Source organism: Shewanella sp. AS16 (genome assembly GCF_021412365.1).
Taxonomy (GTDB): domain Bacteria; phylum Pseudomonadota; class Gammaproteobacteria; order Enterobacterales; family Shewanellaceae; genus Shewanella; species Shewanella salipaludis.
Genome location: NZ_JAKCLK010000003.1, coordinates 84,173 through 100,288, shown reverse-complemented (window position 1 = coordinate 100,288; position 16,116 = coordinate 84,173). Strand labels below are relative to the sequence as shown.

Below are 16,116 nucleotides of genomic sequence, written 5' to 3'. Positions count from 1 at the left end.
GGGTTTCCCCGTAACGCCCGCCTGGAAATTAATCAGTTACTATCACTAATCGAAAGTGACTGATTATTTCTTGTCGTCTTTCACTTCTTCGAATTCAGCATCGACAACATCATCGGCAGTCGCGTCGGCACTCTGGCTCGCGTCGGCACCGGCATCGCTGCCCTGCGCCTGAGCCTTGGCTTGAGCGATTTCCATCAGCTTGGCAGAGGCTTCGATCAGCTCCTGAGTCGCCTTGTCGATCGCTTCCTTGTCGTTGCCCTTGATAGCGGTTTCGACAGAAGCCATGGCCGCTTCGATCTTTTCCTTGTCTTCTGCTGGCAATGCTTCACCCGCTTCTTCGACCTGCTTCCTGGTGCCGTGAACTAAGCCATCGGCCTGGTTGCGTGCCTGTACCAGCTCTTCGAACTTCTTGTCTTCGTCGGCATGGGCTTCGGCGTCACGCACCATTTGGTCAACTTCTTCCTCAGACAGACCGGAAGAGGCCTTGATGGTGATGTGCTGTGCCTTGCCGGTTTTCTTGTCTGTGGCAGACACGTGCAGAATACCGTCGGCGTCTATGTCGAACATGACTTCAATCTGTGGCGTGCCACGTGGAGCCGCATCTATGCCGTCCAGGTTGAACTGACCCAGAGACTTGTTGGCGCTGGCTTGCTTACGCTCACCCTGCAACACGTGAATGGTCACGGCGCTCTGGTTGTCGTCTGCGGTCGAGAACACTTGCTGCGCCTTGGTAGGAATAGTAGTGTTTTTCTCGATAAGCTTGGTCATCACGCTGCCCATGGTTTCGATACCCAGAGACAGGGGAGTCACGTCCAGCAGCAGTACGTCTTTCACGTCACCGGCCAGTACACCGGCCTGGATGGCGGCACCGACGGCAACGGCTTCGTCAGGGTTAACGTCTTTACGTGGCTCTTTGCCGAAGAAGGCGGTAACGGCTTCCTGGACTTTAGGCATACGTGTTTGACCACCGACCAGGATCACTTCGTTGATGTCGGAGATAGACAGATCTGCGTCGGCCAGTGCCACTTTCAGCGGCTCCAGGGTACGGGTGATCAGGTCTTCAACCAGAGATTCCAGCTTGGCACGGGTGATCTTGATCACCAAGTGCTTGGGACCCGTGGCATCTGCTGTGATGTACGGCAGGTTCACTTCTGTGTGGTTGGTGCTCGACAGTTCGATCTTGGCTTTTTCGGCCGCTTCTTTCAGACGTTGCATCGCCAGAGGATCTTTACGCAGATCCAGGCCTTGCTCTTTCTTGAACTCGTCTGCCAGGTAGTTGATCAAACGGTTGTCGAAGTCTTCACCACCCAGGTGGGTGTCACCGTTGGTCGCCAGTACTTCGAAGGTTTGGTCACCGTCGTTGCTGTCGATTTCGATGATAGAGATATCGAAGGTACCACCACCCAAGTCATAAACGGCAACTATGTTATCGCCTTGCTTCTTGTCGATACCATAGGCCAATGCCGCAGCCGTTGGCTCGTTGATGATACGTTTAACTTCCAGACCCGCGATACGGCCGGCGTCTTTAGTCGCCTGACGTTGTGAATCGTTGAAGTAAGCCGGAACGGTAATAACGGCTTCGGTGACTTCTTCGCCCAGGAAATCTTCGGCGGTTTTCTTCATCTTCTTCAAGATTTCGGCAGAAACCTGTGGAGGCGCCATCTTGTTGCCGCGAGACTCGACCCAGGCATCACCGTTGTCGGCCTGAATGATCTTGAATGGCATGATGTTCACGTCACGCTGAACTTCGTCATCCTTGAAACGACGACCGATCAGACGCTTGATGGCGAAGAAAGTGTTATGTGGGTTAGTCACGGCCTGACGCTTGGCAGGTTGACCAACGATAGTTTCGTTTTCGGTGTAGGCAATGATGGACGGCGTGGTGCGATCACCTTCCGCGTTTTCTATGACCCGTGCCTTGCCACCGTCGAGGACAGCTACACAAGAGTTAGTTGTGCCTAAATCGATACCAATAATTTTACCCATGAGAGGTCCTCCAAAATATTTCTGTAACGCTAAATTTGTTGTCTGGTTTCGATATGGGGACGGACAGGGTAAATATCAAGTCCGCCCTGGTTTGCATCCATATCAGCCTTACTCCCTATATTGGGACGGGCAAACTGATTACAAGGGCAGAAAAGTAAATTTTTGATCAAAATTCGGATCCGGTCGGCGACGAAAGATCGCCGCCCGGACCAGACAGCGACTGAGTCTCGCGGCTAAAATAGGTTAATTCATTAAATTATCAGGTAAATTTTTATGATTCAGCCCGAGTCAAGCCGAATGCCATAAGGTTAACGCCGAGTTAACCCGGAGCAGAGACAAGAACAAACAGACGCTAAAATGCTGGCATCCCTGGGCCGCTCGGGGTAAAAAAGATGCCATACCTACAACCTTAACCTCAGTATCGGGCAGCTGCACTCATGACCCCAGCCGTACGACTCGTCAAAGGCGCGAGCATAGACTTCAGCCTGCACGACTATCCCCATCAGAAGCATTGCGAGGCCTATGGCGAAGAGGCCGCCGCGGCGCTGGGGCTCGACCCAGCCCAGGTATTCAAGACCTTGCTGCTGGCCATGGACAAGGGTCTGGCACCCGTGGCCGTCGCCCTGGTGCCCGTGTCCCACCAGCTGGATCTCAAGGCCGCGGCGGAGCAACTGAGGTGCAAGCGGCTGGTGATGGCCACGCCGGAGGCGGCCCAGCGCAGCAGCGGTTATCTGGTGGGCGGGATCAGCCCATTGGCACAGAAGAAGCGCCTGCCGACCCTGATCGACAGCAGCGCCCTGGCATTGGCACGCCTCTATGTCAGCGGCGGTCGCCGTGGATTGGAGATCTGTCTGGCGCCGCAGGACTTGGCCGCGCTATGCCAGGGCAGCTTCGCCAGGCTCCAGCATAGCGAATAGCCCTAACTAATAGCCCCAGTGAATAGCCTGGCGCAGGCTATTTTCTGCTGGTGTAGTCGCCCGTGCCGAGCCATTTATAGGTGGTCAGCGCCTCCAGCCCCATGGGGCCGCGGGCATGCAGCTTCTGGGTGCTGACCGCCACCTCGGCGCCGAGACCAAACTCGCTGCCGTCGGTGAAGCGGGTGCTGGCGTTGACATACACGGCTGCCGAGTCCACCTGGTTCATGAACTCGGCCGCGGCATGGATATTGTCCGTCAGTATCGCCTCAGAATGGCCACTGGAATAGCGGCGTATGTGGGCTACCGCCTCGTCCAGGTCTTGCACCACCCTGATCCCCAGGGTCAGTGACAACCATTCTGTCGCATAACTCTCATCGTCTGCCGCCAGCGGGCTAATGCCGCTCGCGGCGCTCAGCGCCCGGGTCTGTTCACAGCCATAGAAGCTCACCCCCAGCGCCGCCAGCTCACGGCAGATGACGGGGATAAACTCGGCCGCTATGGCCCTATGCACCAGCAAGGTATCCAGGGCGTTGCACACGGTTGGGCGCTGCACCTTGGCATTGGCTATGACATCGACGGCGCGCTTCAAGTCCGCCGCCTCATCGACGAACAGGTGGCATATGCCTATGCCCCCCAAGATCACCGGAATGGTCGCCTGCTCGGCGCAGAGGCGCTGCAACTGGGCACCACCGCGGGGCACTATCATGTCGACATATTTATCCAGCTTCAGCAGGGCGCTGACCAGGCTTCTGTCGGGCGAGTCTATCAGCTGCACCGCATCCGCCGGCAGGCCTTGGGCGACCAGCGCCTGTCGTATGGCCGAGGTCAACACCTTGTTGGACGCCAGGGTTTCCTTGCCACCACGCAGGATCACCGCATTGCCCGTCTTCAGCGCCAGCACGGCGATGTCGACTGTGACATTGGGGCGCGCCTCGTAGATCACCCCTATCACCCCGAGCGGCACCCTGCGCCTGGACAGGCGCAGGCCATTGTCCAGCAAGCGACTGTCGAGCTCCTGACCGACGGGATCGCCGAGAGCTATCACCTTGTCTATGTCGGCTATGATGCCATCCAAACGGGCCTCATCCAGCAGCAAGCGGTCCAGCATGGCGGCATCGAGACCGGCCTGCCTGGCGGCGGCCAGATCTTGGGCATTGGCTGCGATAATTGCCGCACTCGCTTGACGCAGTTCGGCGGCAATGGCGTGCAGCAGCGCCTGTTTCTTGTTCGAAGCCAGGTTTGCCAGGGCGTAGCTGGCCTGCTTGGCCCTCTGCCCCAGGGCCTGGATTGTGCTTTCCTGTTCTGTCATAACAACACCATATCGTTGCGGTGCACTATCGCGCCACCATAGTCATATCCGAGTACCGACTCTATCTCGTCTGAATGTTTGCCGGCGATTTTTACCAGTGCATCTGCGCCGTAACGCGTCATGCCGCGGGCCAGCACCTTGCCGGACTCATCCACCAGTTGCAGGGTGGCACCGCGTTCGAACTCGCCCTTGACGGCGCTGATGCCCTTGGACAGCAGGCTGCGTCCCTGCTGCGTCACGGCACTGGCGGCGCCGGCATCGAGTACCAGCACGCCTTCGGTCACGGGGCCGGCGAGCAGCCATTGCTTGCGACTCTCGAGTGGGTTCTCTATGGCACTGAAATGGGTGCCGACCGCTTCCTTGCTCACCGCCTTATGGATCACGTCCGGGTGATGACCCGAGGCTATGACCACTTCTATGCCGGCACGACGGGCTATGTCGGCCGCCTCCAGCTTGGTGGCCATGCCGCCTGTGCCCAGGCCGGAGATGGAGCCGCCGGCCAGCAACCTCAGGCTGTCGTCTATGTTCACCACCTGGGAAATGAGTTTGGCGTCTGGATGCTTGCGGGGATCGGCATCGAACAGCCCCTTCTGATCCGTCAGCAAGATCAGCAGATCGGCATCGCAGAGCAGGGCCGCCCTGGCGGAGAGATTGTCGTTGTCGCCCACCTTGATCTCATTGGTGGCAACGGCATCGTTTTCATTGATAATGGGAATGATGTTATGTGCCAACAGGGCATTGAGGGTATCGCGGGCGTTGAGGTAACGCTCCCTGTCGTGCAGATCGGCGCGGGTCAGCAGCAACTGGCCCACGTGCAAGCCATAGATGGCGAACAGCTGTGACCAGGCGAGGATCAACTGGCTCTGGCCGACCGCCGCCAACAGCTGCTTGTTGGCCATGGTATCGGGCAATTCCGGGTACTGCAGATGTTCGCGTCCGGCGGCGATCGCCCCCGAGGTGCAGAGCACCACTTCTATGCCGGCGCGCATCAGGCATGCCATCTGCCGCGCCAATTCCACCATGTGTGCCTTGTCCAGGCGTTTGCTGCCCGAGGTCAAGACACTGGTGCCCAGTTTTACCACCACACGTCGATACGCCATCTCAGTTAACTTCATTATTCACTTATAAAAAAATGCCGAACAATTCTTATACCCAATACCGGCGGCAATTGGTAGTGAGACTGTTTCAGACTCTAAGAATAAAAAGGCATAACTGACAATACGACAGCAAAAGGCCGTAGGTGCGACGGGAGGAGGAATCATCAGGCGAAAAACAGGCAAAAAAAAAGCCTGTTCAAAAGAACAGGCAAGACATATTTCAAGCGTCCCATGGGGGTGGGAAAAACCGCAATAACGGAAAAACCTGGCATATCAATCAAATAATCAACATGCTACTTGAGTCTTAACACGCCCACTGGGCGATACAAGGGTTGATGGAAACTGGGGTTGCAACTTAACCTTTAAAACTCATGGCGAATAAACCGCCACGCAAAACCTCTGTGTTGAACCAGGTGTTCTGCCAATAAAATTTGTTCGAACCTGTGTAAGACATAGTCTGACTCCCATAAAAAGTGGTAATAAAATTACTCTAGTGAAGTGGGCCTGCCCGGGTTAAACCCTGAGGCGACAACTTTTCACTCGGTTTCCTTGGAGACAAGGTCCATCCTGGACTAACTAGAGGGGCCGGGCTGTTACCCGACCACGAGAGAGATTATAGCTAAATGTAGTTTTATTACAACCATTATTTGAGATTTTCTCTCATAAAACGATATTGTGTAATTAAATTACCTTTCAATTCTCGGGAGAGACCGCCTTAAACGACGGTCGATACCAGGGTAATAATTGATACTATTGAAATAAATCTCAATGTTTCGACTTTGTTACTTTATTACCATGTATTGAAACAAGCCCACCAGAGGGGCCGCCGTGGGTTTGCCGTACAAGGGATCGCCCTCGGTGGCACTGCCGGCGATATCCAGATGGGTATAAGCCAGCGGCTGTGGCGCGGCCGCACCATGGGCCGCCAACCCCGACGCCTTGAGCAGAAAGGCCGCCGGATATTGGTGGCCGCGGGCGGTGACCGAAGAAGGCGCATTGTTGGACGAGAGTAGCTCTGCCGCCCCCGACCCATCCCTTATCTTGGCAAAATCATCACGGCGCAGCATCGACAGCTCCAGCGGTTCCCCCCAGAGGGCCGCCTGCTCCTGCAAACGACTGCCGACGCCGGCATGACGGGCGACGCTGTTTTCCACCGCCGCCGTATAACCACCATAACAGCGCACCACATGACCCGTCAGGGTCGCCACGGAAAACAGCTCGGGCTGCACGGCGGCGACCGCCTTGAGGCGCAGATGCGACAAGAGATCCGCCAACACCAGGCGCCCTTCGGCATCCGTGTTGCCTATGCGTACCCGCACCCCGGCATGGCCGGTGATGATCTCATCCGTGACGAAGGCTTCGCTGCCTATGCTATTGCGCACCAGTCCCAGCTCGGCAACCACACGTATGCCCTTGGGCTTGAGGATAGACAGTGTCTTCATCAGTCCTGCTACCGCCGCGGCGCCGCCCTTATCCCGGCTCATACCCGCCATGGCGCCACCGACTTTGAGATCGGCACCGCCCGTGTCGTACACCACGCCCTTACCGGCAAACAGGAAGGTGCGCTCGACCTCGCCTTCCGGCAGGTATTCCAACTTCACCACCCTGGGTTGATGGCGGGATACAGCGAAGGAGGCCCGGCCAACGGCGCTCAGCAGCGGATAATCCCGCTCCAGCACGTCTCTGTCTTCTATCACTTCCAGTGCTATGCCGCTGTCCATGAAGGCATTGACGCAATAATCGGCGAAGGCCGGGGCCGACATCCGCTCCGGCTCTGTGCCACAGAGATCCCGCGCCAGATTGCGCCCAATGGCCAGGGCATTGAGCAACCCGGCGCCATCATTGACACTCAGCAGGCCTATGGCCTGCAGTGGCGCCTCACTCGCATCGACATTGGCTTCGCGGGCTTCCAGCGGTTGCCAGAGTTCCTGGCCACAGGCCAATGCCGCCACCTGCGCGGCGAAGGCGTAACGCCCGCCGTCGGCGCCCAACACCAGCATGAGCGGGCGCACCGCGCCCGTGTCTTTCGCCAGGGCTATACCGGTACGGGCAGCGTCGGCAAACACCCGCACGTCTTCATAGTCATCCTGGTGGTTAGCTACCGGCGAGATGATGAGCTTGCCGCCGGCAAGGCCAGGCGCGAACAGCACAGTCGCGCTCTTGCCCACCCGCTTGTCGACGCCGGCGGCATGCAGGGCCAACTGGGCCAGCTCTTGCTGGGGAATGGCTTCCAGTGACGGGGTCACCAGCAGCAGCGCATCCCAACCGTCGCGGCCCGTATCAAAAATGGCTTGTTCGTCTTTTACATCAATAAAATCAACCTGAAACATAGGCTTCCTTATAATTTTTTTGTGGCGACATTATTCTCCTTATCCCGCCGAATTGCCAATCCTATGGCGGCAGCGGCAACAGGCCGAACTGGGTACTGGCAAGCCAGGCTGACACTCTAGCCTGACCAGGTTAAGGATAGATTAATCCGCCGCTGACTCTGTGGTAAACTGCCGGCAGAATTTGCCAACAGCAGAATCCCAACATCTTCTCGCGGTAACTCAAGCAATAACTATGGAGCATCCAGTGACAGCCTTACATGAATTACAACCTCAAGCCCTGTGGCAATGGTTCGAGCAAATTTGTGCCATTCCCCACCCTTCCAAGCACGAGCAGGCGCTGAGCCAGTTTATCCAGGCTTGGGCCAAAGATAAGCAACTGGCACTGGTGGAAGACAAGGTAGGCAACCTCATCATACGCAAGCCCGCCACCCCGGGAATGGAGAACCGCAAACCTGTGGTGCTGCAGGCTCACCTGGACATGGTGCCGCAGAAGAATGCCGATAAGGTGCACGACTTCGAGACAGACCCTATTCGCGCCTATGTCGATGGCGACTGGGTCACGGCCGACGGCACCACCCTGGGCGCCGACAATGGCATAGGCATGGCCTCGGCGTTGGCAGTGCTGGGCGCGGACGACATCAAACACGGGCCGCTGGAAGTCTTGCTGACCATAGACGAAGAAGCCGGCATGACGGGCGCCTTCGGCCTGGAAGCCGGCATGCTCAATGCCGAGATACTGATCAACACGGATTCCGAGCAGGAAGGCGAGATCTACATGGGCTGCGCCGGTGGCGTCGATGCCCAGATCACTGTGCCCATGGCATGGCAGGCGCCCGAGCCGAGCAACAGCGCCTTCAGCCTGAGTCTCTCCGGCCTCAAGGGCGGCCACTCGGGGGTCAATATCCACCTGGGTCGCGGCAATGCCAACAAGCTGCTGGCGCGTTTCCTGTTTGAACATGGCGATGAGCTGGCGCTGGAGTTGACCGACTTCAGCGGCGGCTCGCTGCGTAACGCCATTCCCCGCGAAGCCAGTGTCGGCTTCATGCTGCCACCGGAAAATGTTGCCCGGTTGCATGCCCTGGTAACCCAGTTCCAGGCCATGGTGCGCGCCGAACTGGCGATTGCCGATCCAGAGCCGCTGCTGAGCCTGAAGGAAATCCCGGCGCCGCAGCAGGTGATGAGCGAAGAGGCACAGAATACCCTGATAGATCTGCTGCACGCCTGCCCCAACGGCGTGATGCGCATGAGCGATGATGTGCCGGGCGTCACCGAGACCTCGCTCAATGTCGGCGTCATCAGCACGGACAAGGAAGCGGTAACCATACTCTGCCTCATCCGTTCGTTGATCGACTCGGGTCGCAGCGAAGTGGAAGGCATACTCACGGCCCTGACCAATCTCGCCGGTGCCGAGGTCGAATTCAGCGGCGCCTACCCTGGCTGGAAGCCGGATACCGCCTCGCCCGTGATGGCGATAGTGCGTGACACCTATCAGGATATCTACCACAAAGAGCCGGTGATCATGGTGATCCACGCCGGACTCGAGTGTGGCCTGTTCAAGCTGCCTTACCCTGACATGGACATGGTCTCCATAGGCCCCACCATACGCTACCCCCATGGTCCGGATGAGATGGTCAACATCACCACAGTGGGCCAGTACTGGCAGTTGTTGTTGGCGGTGCTGGAACGGATCCCAGAGAAGGACTGATAGCCTCCGGCTTGCCACAATAGCCTGAATAAAGAAGCCACCCTTGGGTGGCTTCTTGCTTTTAGCTAAAGCCGCCTGAACAACTCAGCACTCTCCAATTTAACATCCTCCAACTCAGCACTCTCCAATTTAACATCCTCCAACTCAGCACCATCCAACTCAACATCCTCCAATTCAATGCTCCTGGCCAACTTGGCCAACAAGGCAACCAATTGCTTCTGCTCTTTCTCTGTCAGAGCATCAACGATTTGATTCTCCAGTGCCATGTCTTCAGCAAAGGCGGCTTCGATAACGGCTCTACCTTCATAGGTCAGCTGTACCAGGGAACTGCGCTTGTCATTGGGGTCCGCTTGTCGGCTGACATAACCCAATTTGGTCAGCCGGTGCAATCTGTCTGTAAGACCGCTCGAAGTGATCATCAAAGTTTGAAACAACTCGGTCGGGCGCAACGAAAAGGGCGCGCCGGAGCGACGCAAAGTTGCCAGAACATCGAACTGTCCCGTATCCAATCCGTGCTTGCTGAAAATGGCCTCGATCTGCGGACGCGCGGCCAGAGTGATGCGTCGTGCACGAGCCAGTATGCACATGCCGCGCAGCGACACCTCTGGCATTTCTTTACTCCATTGGTGTTCAACTCGTTTTACATGGTCTTCCATCGAAAATCCTATATCTGAATTGCTGTCGCGATGTTATGGCTTAACAGTATACCCACATTTATCTCGACAGCGAGGTAAACCAGCTCTAATATGTCTCGGTGTCGAGATAATTTACCGGCAATGGAACCCATTTTAAAAAAAGGAGCTCACCATGGATAACACTTCAAAACCTATTCAAACCCATAAAATGCCCTGGATGCCGCTGACCGAAGGGCTTTGGGTAAGACCATTACGGCTGGTGGGCGAAGAGCGAACACTGCAACTTAGGGTTGATCCTGGAGTAACCATCCCGCCACATAGGCATACCGGCTTCGTGCACGCGTTGAATTTGAGCGGCCATCGTCAACTTTCAAACGGCCATATCGCCGGACCCGGTGATTATGTCTATGAACCTCCGAGTAACCTGGATACTTGGTCCTGTATCGGCGATGAGCCCTGCGTGATCCAAATCACCATGTCCGGTCGAGTGGAAAATGTCGATGAAGACGGCAATCTGCTGAGCTATACGGATACGGCGAAACTGCGGGAAAAGTACCTGGAATGGTGTAAGCGGGAAAGTTATGTACCAGTGGCCATTGGCGCATCTGACTAGAGAAAAGCCGCCGCAGCACCAGGCTCATCCGGCGCAGAAAGGTAACAGGCTTCTCACACAATTGATGCATTTATAATGCTTGCTGACCCACCTCGCCGCTGCCGAGGTGGAGTTCTGTAGGGGAAAACAGGCGAAGATAAATAAAAAAAGAAGACAGGACTGGCAAAACTTTTTGAATACATCAGCGCAGGCTTCGGGAGAGAGCCTTGCTATTGAAGGCCCCCAGGTGCAACAGCACCAGTTTTGGCGTCCAAGCTTCGCATCCGAGTATGAAAGCCCAGTCCCTCGTCCATCATGAAACCGTGGCCCAAAACCGTGGTCAAAATTAGTTAACCACTGCTCTATTAATAGACTGATTTTTTTAGTAAAGTATGCCACTACAAGGATGTTTTTAGATATTACCAATGGAAATGACTATGTCTCATGCGCTGCTACGTTCCCCGCTTCAAGCAAATAAAGAAAAACTGCTCAAACTGCGATTACAAAACGAACTCAATACTGCACGTATCTTCAAAGCCCTGGATGCCGATCCGAATACGGCGGGTGCAGGAGTAATTTTTATAGACCATGAATTTACCGCTATCACTTTACGACCCTTTGAACCTATTTGCCGCAAGTATCCTATTCGTTTGATATTGCGCGAACCTCCCAGGCATGTGTCTGCAGTGAATTATGCTAATGAGTTAAAAGCATCACGCCGTGAAAGTAAACTGACCGGTGAATTGCTAAATACTGGATTGAGTTGCGGCGCCGCTGTATTGAGCTGGGTTGTCGTCGCAGGGGCAACAGCAGCTATCCCTATCACTGGCGGGGCCAGTACGGCAGTAACCTATCTTGGCGTCGCTGCAGCCACTGCGTCGGGCTTACAGTGCATAAATGGTGCTCTACGTTCAGCGGCTGGAGTAAATCATCCAGAGTATTTAGATTGGTTAGATGGGCAGGAATGGTATAACGCTGCCAATACAGCGCTGGATATCATTTCCCTGGGCGGTGCAGCGGCGGCAGGTGCTACCACGATTAAAATGGTGCAAACGCTTAGAAAAACCACATCCAAGTCGCTAACAGAAATATTAAAAGGTTTGAGCCGCGCCGAAAGAAAACGCCTAACACAGGAAATTCAAAGGCTGAATCAGCCAGGCGTCAGTCAAAGCGTGCTTAAAACGCTCACCAATTCTGGTCAGTTAACGACACGCTACAGCAGCCAAGCTCTCGTAAATGCGGTGTCGCTCAATATCAAGGATGCCGTGGGTGCCAGTTTGAGTATCACGGGTAGCGCGTACGGCGGGACGATAAAGAATTTAGCAGTTGGCATATATGAGGAGTTGGGAATCGATGCCAAATAACTTTTTTGAGAAACATGAATTTTCTATGGGCATGTTTGCCGCCGGCATTGCGGTCATCATGTTCATCATGTTTAGCGCAGGGGTTGTATGTTTCTTAGCCATTTTATCATTGCAGACACTATTCGGTGAATTTACATCCAAAGAATTTGGTATCCTTTTAGTCTCGAGTGAGTTGATAATGACTCTGAGCATTGTTGTGCCAAATGTATTGATTTTTCGAGGAAAACCCCGAGCCGCCAAGGTGAATAAGATAAACATCTATTTCCAGTTTGTCTGTTACTTGCTGTTTTTATTTACGTTTGAAAACAAAAATGATTGGTTTCTCCTAAGTTTTGTTATTTTCCCGCTGTTGGCAAACTGGTTGATGGCATCGGCTAAGTACCAAGCGTTCCTCGCCTATCATGAGGCCCTGCGCAAAGACCCTATAGGCTTTCGCCGCAGCCTAGCAAAGAAGATGTTTGAGTAGCGCTCAGAACCCAAGAATAACCGGCACATTGGCTCGATACATTAGCTATAGAAGAATCAAATACAGGACGACACTTTTATCGAGGGTAGCGCCGCCATGCACAAAGCAGTTCGCTTTTCTTGGCGCTCGCTCGCAGCTACCACCATGCGATACGCGCCCATGCCACCAAAGGTCGCAGGCGCAACAGTGGCTATTTTGACGTCCAAGCTTCGCATCTGTGTATGAAAAGAATTGTGCCAGTTCTGTCTCGTCCTTACAGCGGGACAATAAAAAACCTGGCGATAGGCATATATGGGGAGTTAGGCGTCTATGCCAGATAACTTTTTTGAGAAACATGAATTTTCTATGGGCATGTTTGCCGCCGGCATTGCGGTCATCATGTTCATCATGTTTGGTGGGGGTATGGCATCACTTCTGGTTGTTTTGTCGATGCAGCAGTTACTCGGTGAGTTTACATCGAAGGAGTTAGTGTCATATGTAGGCATTCTCGAATTAATAATGAATTTTTGTATTGTCGTGCCAAATGTATTGATTCTTCGAGGAAAACCCCGAGCCGCCAAGGTTAACCAGATAAACATCTATTTCCAGCTTATCTGTTACTCGTTGTTATCATTGACCTTTGAACATCAGTACAAGTGGGTTTTTCTAAGTTTTGTTATTTTCCCACTGTTGGCAAACTGGTTGATGGTATCGGCTAAGTACCAAGCGTTCCTCGCCTATCATGAGGCCCTGCGAAAAGACCCAATAGGCTTTCGCCGCAGCCTAGCAAAGAAGATGTTTGAGTAGCGCTCAGAGCCCAAGAGTAATAGGCGCATTGGCTCGAGTCATTGCCTTGAAACATCTGGCGTTTATATGGTGAATGCTCTGGCTCCCGCCTGAAATGACTCATTTAGGCATGAAGATTCAGCCGAGCGGAACACTTTACATAACAGCAGCTTGTGATAGCTTAGTCGGCATTGAATGTGCATGGGCACTATTAGAATGTTACATGCCATAGGAAGCACAGTGTCGAGCCATAATGAAATATGCAAAAAATTTGATGCTATTCCACTCCCTTGCAACGGGGATGAGAAGCTCTGTCTTGCTAGAGAAACAATCGGAAAGCTTCCGATAAATGGTTTAAGGCACAATCCTGAAAAAGGAACCTGTGGCTGGTACATTTGGTGCGGTGAGGAAATGTCGGAAGATTCAGATTTCTTCAAACCATTGCATGTAAGTCATATAAAAGAGTATCTACCGGAAATTGAGCAATATTTATCATTGTCTCCAGGTTATAGGTTTTTAGTCGCTGATGGGTATGAAGATGTATGGAATGCTCCACAACTCATCGACAAGTAACAAGAAAAGGCTGTGGGCATTAGTTCTCAAAGGAAAAACTGAGCAATGAATATAGTATTTACAAAAGACACAGAAAAATACGGGCATCTGAAGTGTATAAGGGATGATAAATCGGCAACAGAAACGAAAATGCCGGAACAAGGTGTTGCACCACACGATATGATTCATTTCGTGGTGGAAAAAAACTTCTCAATTAAAGGTGCATTTTATGGGCAACTTAAAGCCGGGGCAGATATCAGCTTTAAGCTGGAACATAATGAACTTTCACGTGAAGTGGCTGACAGGATAGATGTATGGCAAACAGAGTCGATGGTAGAGTCACTTCAATCCTTATTATGGTCAGGAGGGAAACCCGACTATGACAACTTTATTTACTTGACTGAGCAGGCTTGTAACAGCCGTAACATACCTTTTCCACATATCCCCAAAACTCAGTTTAATGATATGGTATTGGAACTGTTGAGCTTGAATGAACGATGGAAAAACCTGTCTCAGGGACAATCTATTTCGGTAAGCTTTTAAGGACTCGCAAGCCGGGTCAGTGAGGTCATGACACTCAGACTCGCTACGCTATGCATCTCTGCCTGTGTAAACTTGCCTCTGCCTGTAACCTTAGGTTAAAAATAAGGATATACGTGATGAAAAAAATCTACTCTCCCCTTCAGGCCGCATCAGGTGCACTGCTCGGAGGACCGATTGCAGCCGTTGTGTTTATTAAGAACAACTTCGATACATTGGCAAATGTAGAATTGTCGAAAAAAACGCTCAGCTTCGGGACTGTATTTATTTTATGCGTATTAGCTATGCTTCCATTTTTACCAGAAAAACTCCCAAATTACTTAATCCCAATATTGATGGGAGTATCTGTAAGATCGATAGTCGAGAAGTATCAGCTGACTAAAGAAGATATAAAGAACTCAGAGGAATTTGACTTTCACTCTAACTGGCGAGTCTTTGGGCTGTCACTGCTGTTTATGGTACTGTTTCTAGTCGTTGGACTAGGCTATTTAATGATGCTCTCTTTGTTTGGTTTTGAGTTATAAAGCTTACACGTGACCAAGACTGAATTGCCATCAAGGTTAACCTTGATGGCTCCTTACAATCTGACTTTAACTTTGGTACCGTCTTTATATCAATAAGCTAGGCGACACACATGGCCCGACGGTGGCATCCATGCCGCCAGCGAACACAGGCGCAACAGTGCCTCTGCTGGTGTTCCCTTAGGCTTCCTCGATCTCGAGCTGTAATACCTTCATTCGTAATAGGTCAGCGTATCCAACAAAGCTTCGCTGTGGTTGAAAATGTCGTCAACTCTATCAATGGGATGACGGGTTTCATTCTTATCTTGATCCATCAGACCCAGATACTTTTGTTTTCCATTGAAATGTAGTCGGCACAAAGGCTTACGATTGTTATCATCAAGCAGCACACCGAAATAACTCTGTGTGTCTCTGGCGACCACCCGACTGACTTCAACTTTTTGCCTGAGAATGGCTTTTACTACGTTGTACCCCTCTATTTCATCCTCAGTGGTAAAAACCTTAATCTTGTCTTCAGCGCCACTGTCGGGCTCATTATCCACGACTGACGCTATTGGTTCGTCACTGGATTTGTCTCCTATCGCTGATTTGAGACGTTGATTAATGCTGTCACTCAAGAATTGCCGCAATGCCTTAGAGGTAATGTCAGCAAACTGTAACTTTACTTTCGCTGTCAGCGTGCCGTCGTAAACCCGTGAAGCGAAGAATTTAATGAACTCTTCCTCCGGAGCCTTGAATTGCTCACCCAGCAACTTTTTAATGTCACTTAAATATTTTAACTCACCCGCAGCACTCACTATCGACTCAACATCGAATGAGGTCTTAGTGAGTTTTTTTACTTCAGGGATAATATGTTCATCGATGTTTTCAAGATCCAGAACCAGAAATGGTTTCTCATCCATTTTGTTGGGGGCATCCAGATCTGTGAAGAATAAATATTGCGCCCCATTGGTGAGAATGGCCAACCTGGCATTAGACACAGAAAAATACCTGAACAACTGGCCTGCATGACTTATTGTCAGCTTTTCATTGTACTTCTTACACTCGATCAATATTTGGACAACACCATCCTTAATCAGCGCATAATCAACCTTTTCACCTTTCTTCGTCGGTGTATCCGCTGTGTACTCGGGCACGACCTCATCAGGATTGAAAACATCGTATCCAAGTACCGAATGGAGAAATGGCATTATGAGTGCGTTTTTAGTGGCTTCTTCGGTCTGCAAGCTATGTGAAATTTGTGGGATACGCTTGGCCAGTGCCTGTATTCTTTCAATAAAATCCATTTTTCTTCCTTGCTGTTATTGGTGCAACTTATTTATAACAGCATGAAACAC

15 protein-coding genes are annotated in these 16,116 nt (G+C 52.5%); 9 read left to right on the top strand and 6 right to left on the bottom strand.

Annotated elements, in window-relative coordinates; all coding sequences use genetic code 11:
* Nucleotides 1-63: 63 nt before the first annotated feature.
* Complete coding sequence (gene dnaK, locus LZP73_RS09050) at nt 64-1,986, bottom strand: molecular chaperone DnaK (protein ID WP_234234437.1); 1,923 nt, start codon at nt 1,984-1,986, stop codon at nt 64-66.
* A gap of 437 nt (nt 1,987-2,423) precedes the next feature.
* On the opposite strand from dnaK, the gene ybaK reads away from it, so the two are divergent.
* The gene (gene ybaK / locus LZP73_RS09045) at nt 2,424-2,903 is read left to right on the top strand and encodes a Cys-tRNA(Pro) deacylase (protein WP_234234435.1); all 480 of its coding nucleotides are present in this window, start codon (nt 2,424-2,426) and stop codon (nt 2,901-2,903) included.
* 37 nt (nt 2,904-2,940) lie between these two features.
* Here ybaK and LZP73_RS09040 read toward each other — a convergent pair whose 3' ends face one another.
* The 3 genes from LZP73_RS09040 to LZP73_RS09030 form a co-directional block, all read right to left on the bottom strand.
* Nucleotides 2,941-4,212 carry a glutamate-5-semialdehyde dehydrogenase gene (locus LZP73_RS09040; protein WP_234234433.1) on the bottom strand — a complete coding sequence of 424 codons (1,272 nt, stop codon included), beginning with the start codon at nt 4,210-4,212 and terminating at the stop codon, nt 2,941-2,943.
* Nucleotides 4,209-5,327, bottom strand: a complete 1,119-nt coding sequence (proB, locus tag LZP73_RS09035; RefSeq protein WP_234234432.1) for a glutamate 5-kinase — start codon at nt 5,325-5,327, stop codon at nt 4,209-4,211. The genes LZP73_RS09040 and proB overlap by 4 nt, the downstream gene beginning before the upstream one ends.
* 764 nt (nt 5,328-6,091) lie before the next feature.
* Nucleotides 6,092-7,639, bottom strand: a complete 1,548-nt coding sequence (locus tag LZP73_RS09030) for a leucyl aminopeptidase family protein (RefSeq protein ID WP_234234430.1) — start codon at nt 7,637-7,639, stop codon at nt 6,092-6,094.
* A 244-nt stretch (nt 7,640-7,883) separates the two neighbouring features.
* Here LZP73_RS09030 and LZP73_RS09025 point away from each other — a divergent pair, with 244 nt between their 5' ends.
* Nucleotides 7,884-9,344: an aminoacyl-histidine dipeptidase gene (locus LZP73_RS09025; RefSeq protein ID WP_234234429.1), complete on the top strand. Its 1,461-nt coding sequence runs from the start codon at nt 7,884-7,886 to the stop codon at nt 9,342-9,344.
* 65 nt (nt 9,345-9,409) lie between these two features.
* Here LZP73_RS09025 and LZP73_RS09020 read toward each other — a convergent pair whose 3' ends face one another.
* On the bottom strand, nt 9,410-10,000 hold the full coding sequence (locus LZP73_RS09020; RefSeq protein WP_234234428.1) for a MarR family winged helix-turn-helix transcriptional regulator: 591 nt from the start codon (nt 9,998-10,000) through the stop codon (nt 9,410-9,412).
* 151 nt (nt 10,001-10,151) lie between these two features.
* On the opposite strand from LZP73_RS09020, the gene LZP73_RS09015 reads away from it, so the two are divergent.
* The 7 genes from LZP73_RS09015 to LZP73_RS08985 all read left to right on the top strand — a co-directional run bounded on the left by LZP73_RS09015 (nt 10,152) and on the right by LZP73_RS08985 (nt 14,782).
* Nucleotides 10,152-10,592, top strand: a complete 441-nt coding sequence (locus LZP73_RS09015) for a cupin domain-containing protein (protein WP_234234427.1) — start codon at nt 10,152-10,154, stop codon at nt 10,590-10,592.
* 416 nt (nt 10,593-11,008) lie between these two features.
* Nucleotides 11,009-11,935, top strand: coding sequence for a hypothetical protein (locus LZP73_RS09010; RefSeq protein WP_234234426.1), 927 nt, complete (start codon nt 11,009-11,011; stop codon nt 11,933-11,935).
* The gene (locus LZP73_RS09005; protein ID WP_234234425.1) at nt 11,925-12,401 is read left to right on the top strand and encodes a hypothetical protein; all 477 of its coding nucleotides are present in this window, start codon (nt 11,925-11,927) and stop codon (nt 12,399-12,401) included. The genes LZP73_RS09010 and LZP73_RS09005 overlap by 11 nt, the downstream gene beginning before the upstream one ends.
* 309 nt (nt 12,402-12,710) lie before the next feature.
* Complete coding sequence (locus tag LZP73_RS09000) at nt 12,711-13,187, top strand: hypothetical protein (protein WP_234234424.1); 477 nt, start codon at nt 12,711-12,713, stop codon at nt 13,185-13,187.
* Nucleotides 13,188-13,406: 219 nt separating this feature from the next.
* Entirely contained in the window at nt 13,407-13,739 is a 333-nt protein-coding gene (locus LZP73_RS08995; RefSeq protein WP_234234423.1) for an immunity protein Imm33 domain-containing protein, read from the top strand.
* A gap of 45 nt (nt 13,740-13,784) precedes the next feature.
* Entirely contained in the window at nt 13,785-14,261 is a 477-nt protein-coding gene (locus LZP73_RS08990; protein WP_234234420.1) for a cytoplasmic protein, read from the top strand.
* 116 nt (nt 14,262-14,377) lie between these two features.
* A complete protein-coding gene (locus LZP73_RS08985; RefSeq protein WP_234234418.1) occupies nt 14,378-14,782 on the top strand; it encodes a hypothetical protein in 405 nt (134 codons plus the stop codon).
* A 209-nt stretch (nt 14,783-14,991) separates the two neighbouring features.
* On the opposite strand, the gene LZP73_RS08980 is transcribed toward LZP73_RS08985, so the two are convergent.
* Entirely contained in the window at nt 14,992-16,065 is a 1,074-nt protein-coding gene (locus tag LZP73_RS08980) for a type I restriction endonuclease (RefSeq protein ID WP_234234416.1), read from the bottom strand.
* Nucleotides 16,066-16,116 lie beyond the last annotated feature (51 nt).

Coding starts and splice junctions, on each gene's coding strand:
- dnaK (WP_234234437.1), bottom strand. CDS start 1,986: ATGGGTAAAATTATTGGTATCGATTTAGGCACAACTAACTCTTGTGTA.
- ybaK (WP_234234435.1), top strand. CDS start 2,424: ATGACCCCAGCCGTACGACTCGTCAAAGGCGCGAGCATAGACTTCAGC.
- LZP73_RS09040 (WP_234234433.1), bottom strand. CDS start 4,212: ATGACAGAACAGGAAAGCACAATCCAGGCCCTGGGGCAGAGGGCCAAG.
- proB (WP_234234432.1), bottom strand. CDS start 5,327: ATGAAGTTAACTGAGATGGCGTATCGACGTGTGGTGGTAAAACTGGGC.
- LZP73_RS09030 (WP_234234430.1), bottom strand. CDS start 7,639: ATGTTTCAGGTTGATTTTATTGATGTAAAAGACGAACAAGCCATTTTT.
- LZP73_RS09020 (WP_234234428.1), bottom strand. CDS start 10,000: ATGGAAGACCATGTAAAACGAGTTGAACACCAATGGAGTAAAGAAATG.
- LZP73_RS09015 (WP_234234427.1), top strand. CDS start 10,152: ATGGATAACACTTCAAAACCTATTCAAACCCATAAAATGCCCTGGATG.
- LZP73_RS09010 (WP_234234426.1), top strand. CDS start 11,009: ATGTCTCATGCGCTGCTACGTTCCCCGCTTCAAGCAAATAAAGAAAAA.
- LZP73_RS09005 (WP_234234425.1), top strand. CDS start 11,925: ATGCCAAATAACTTTTTTGAGAAACATGAATTTTCTATGGGCATGTTT.
- LZP73_RS09000 (WP_234234424.1), top strand. CDS start 12,711: ATGCCAGATAACTTTTTTGAGAAACATGAATTTTCTATGGGCATGTTT.
- LZP73_RS08990 (WP_234234420.1), top strand. CDS start 13,785: ATGAATATAGTATTTACAAAAGACACAGAAAAATACGGGCATCTGAAG.
- LZP73_RS08985 (WP_234234418.1), top strand. CDS start 14,378: ATGAAAAAAATCTACTCTCCCCTTCAGGCCGCATCAGGTGCACTGCTC.
- LZP73_RS08980 (WP_234234416.1), bottom strand. CDS start 16,065: ATGGATTTTATTGAAAGAATACAGGCACTGGCCAAGCGTATCCCACAA.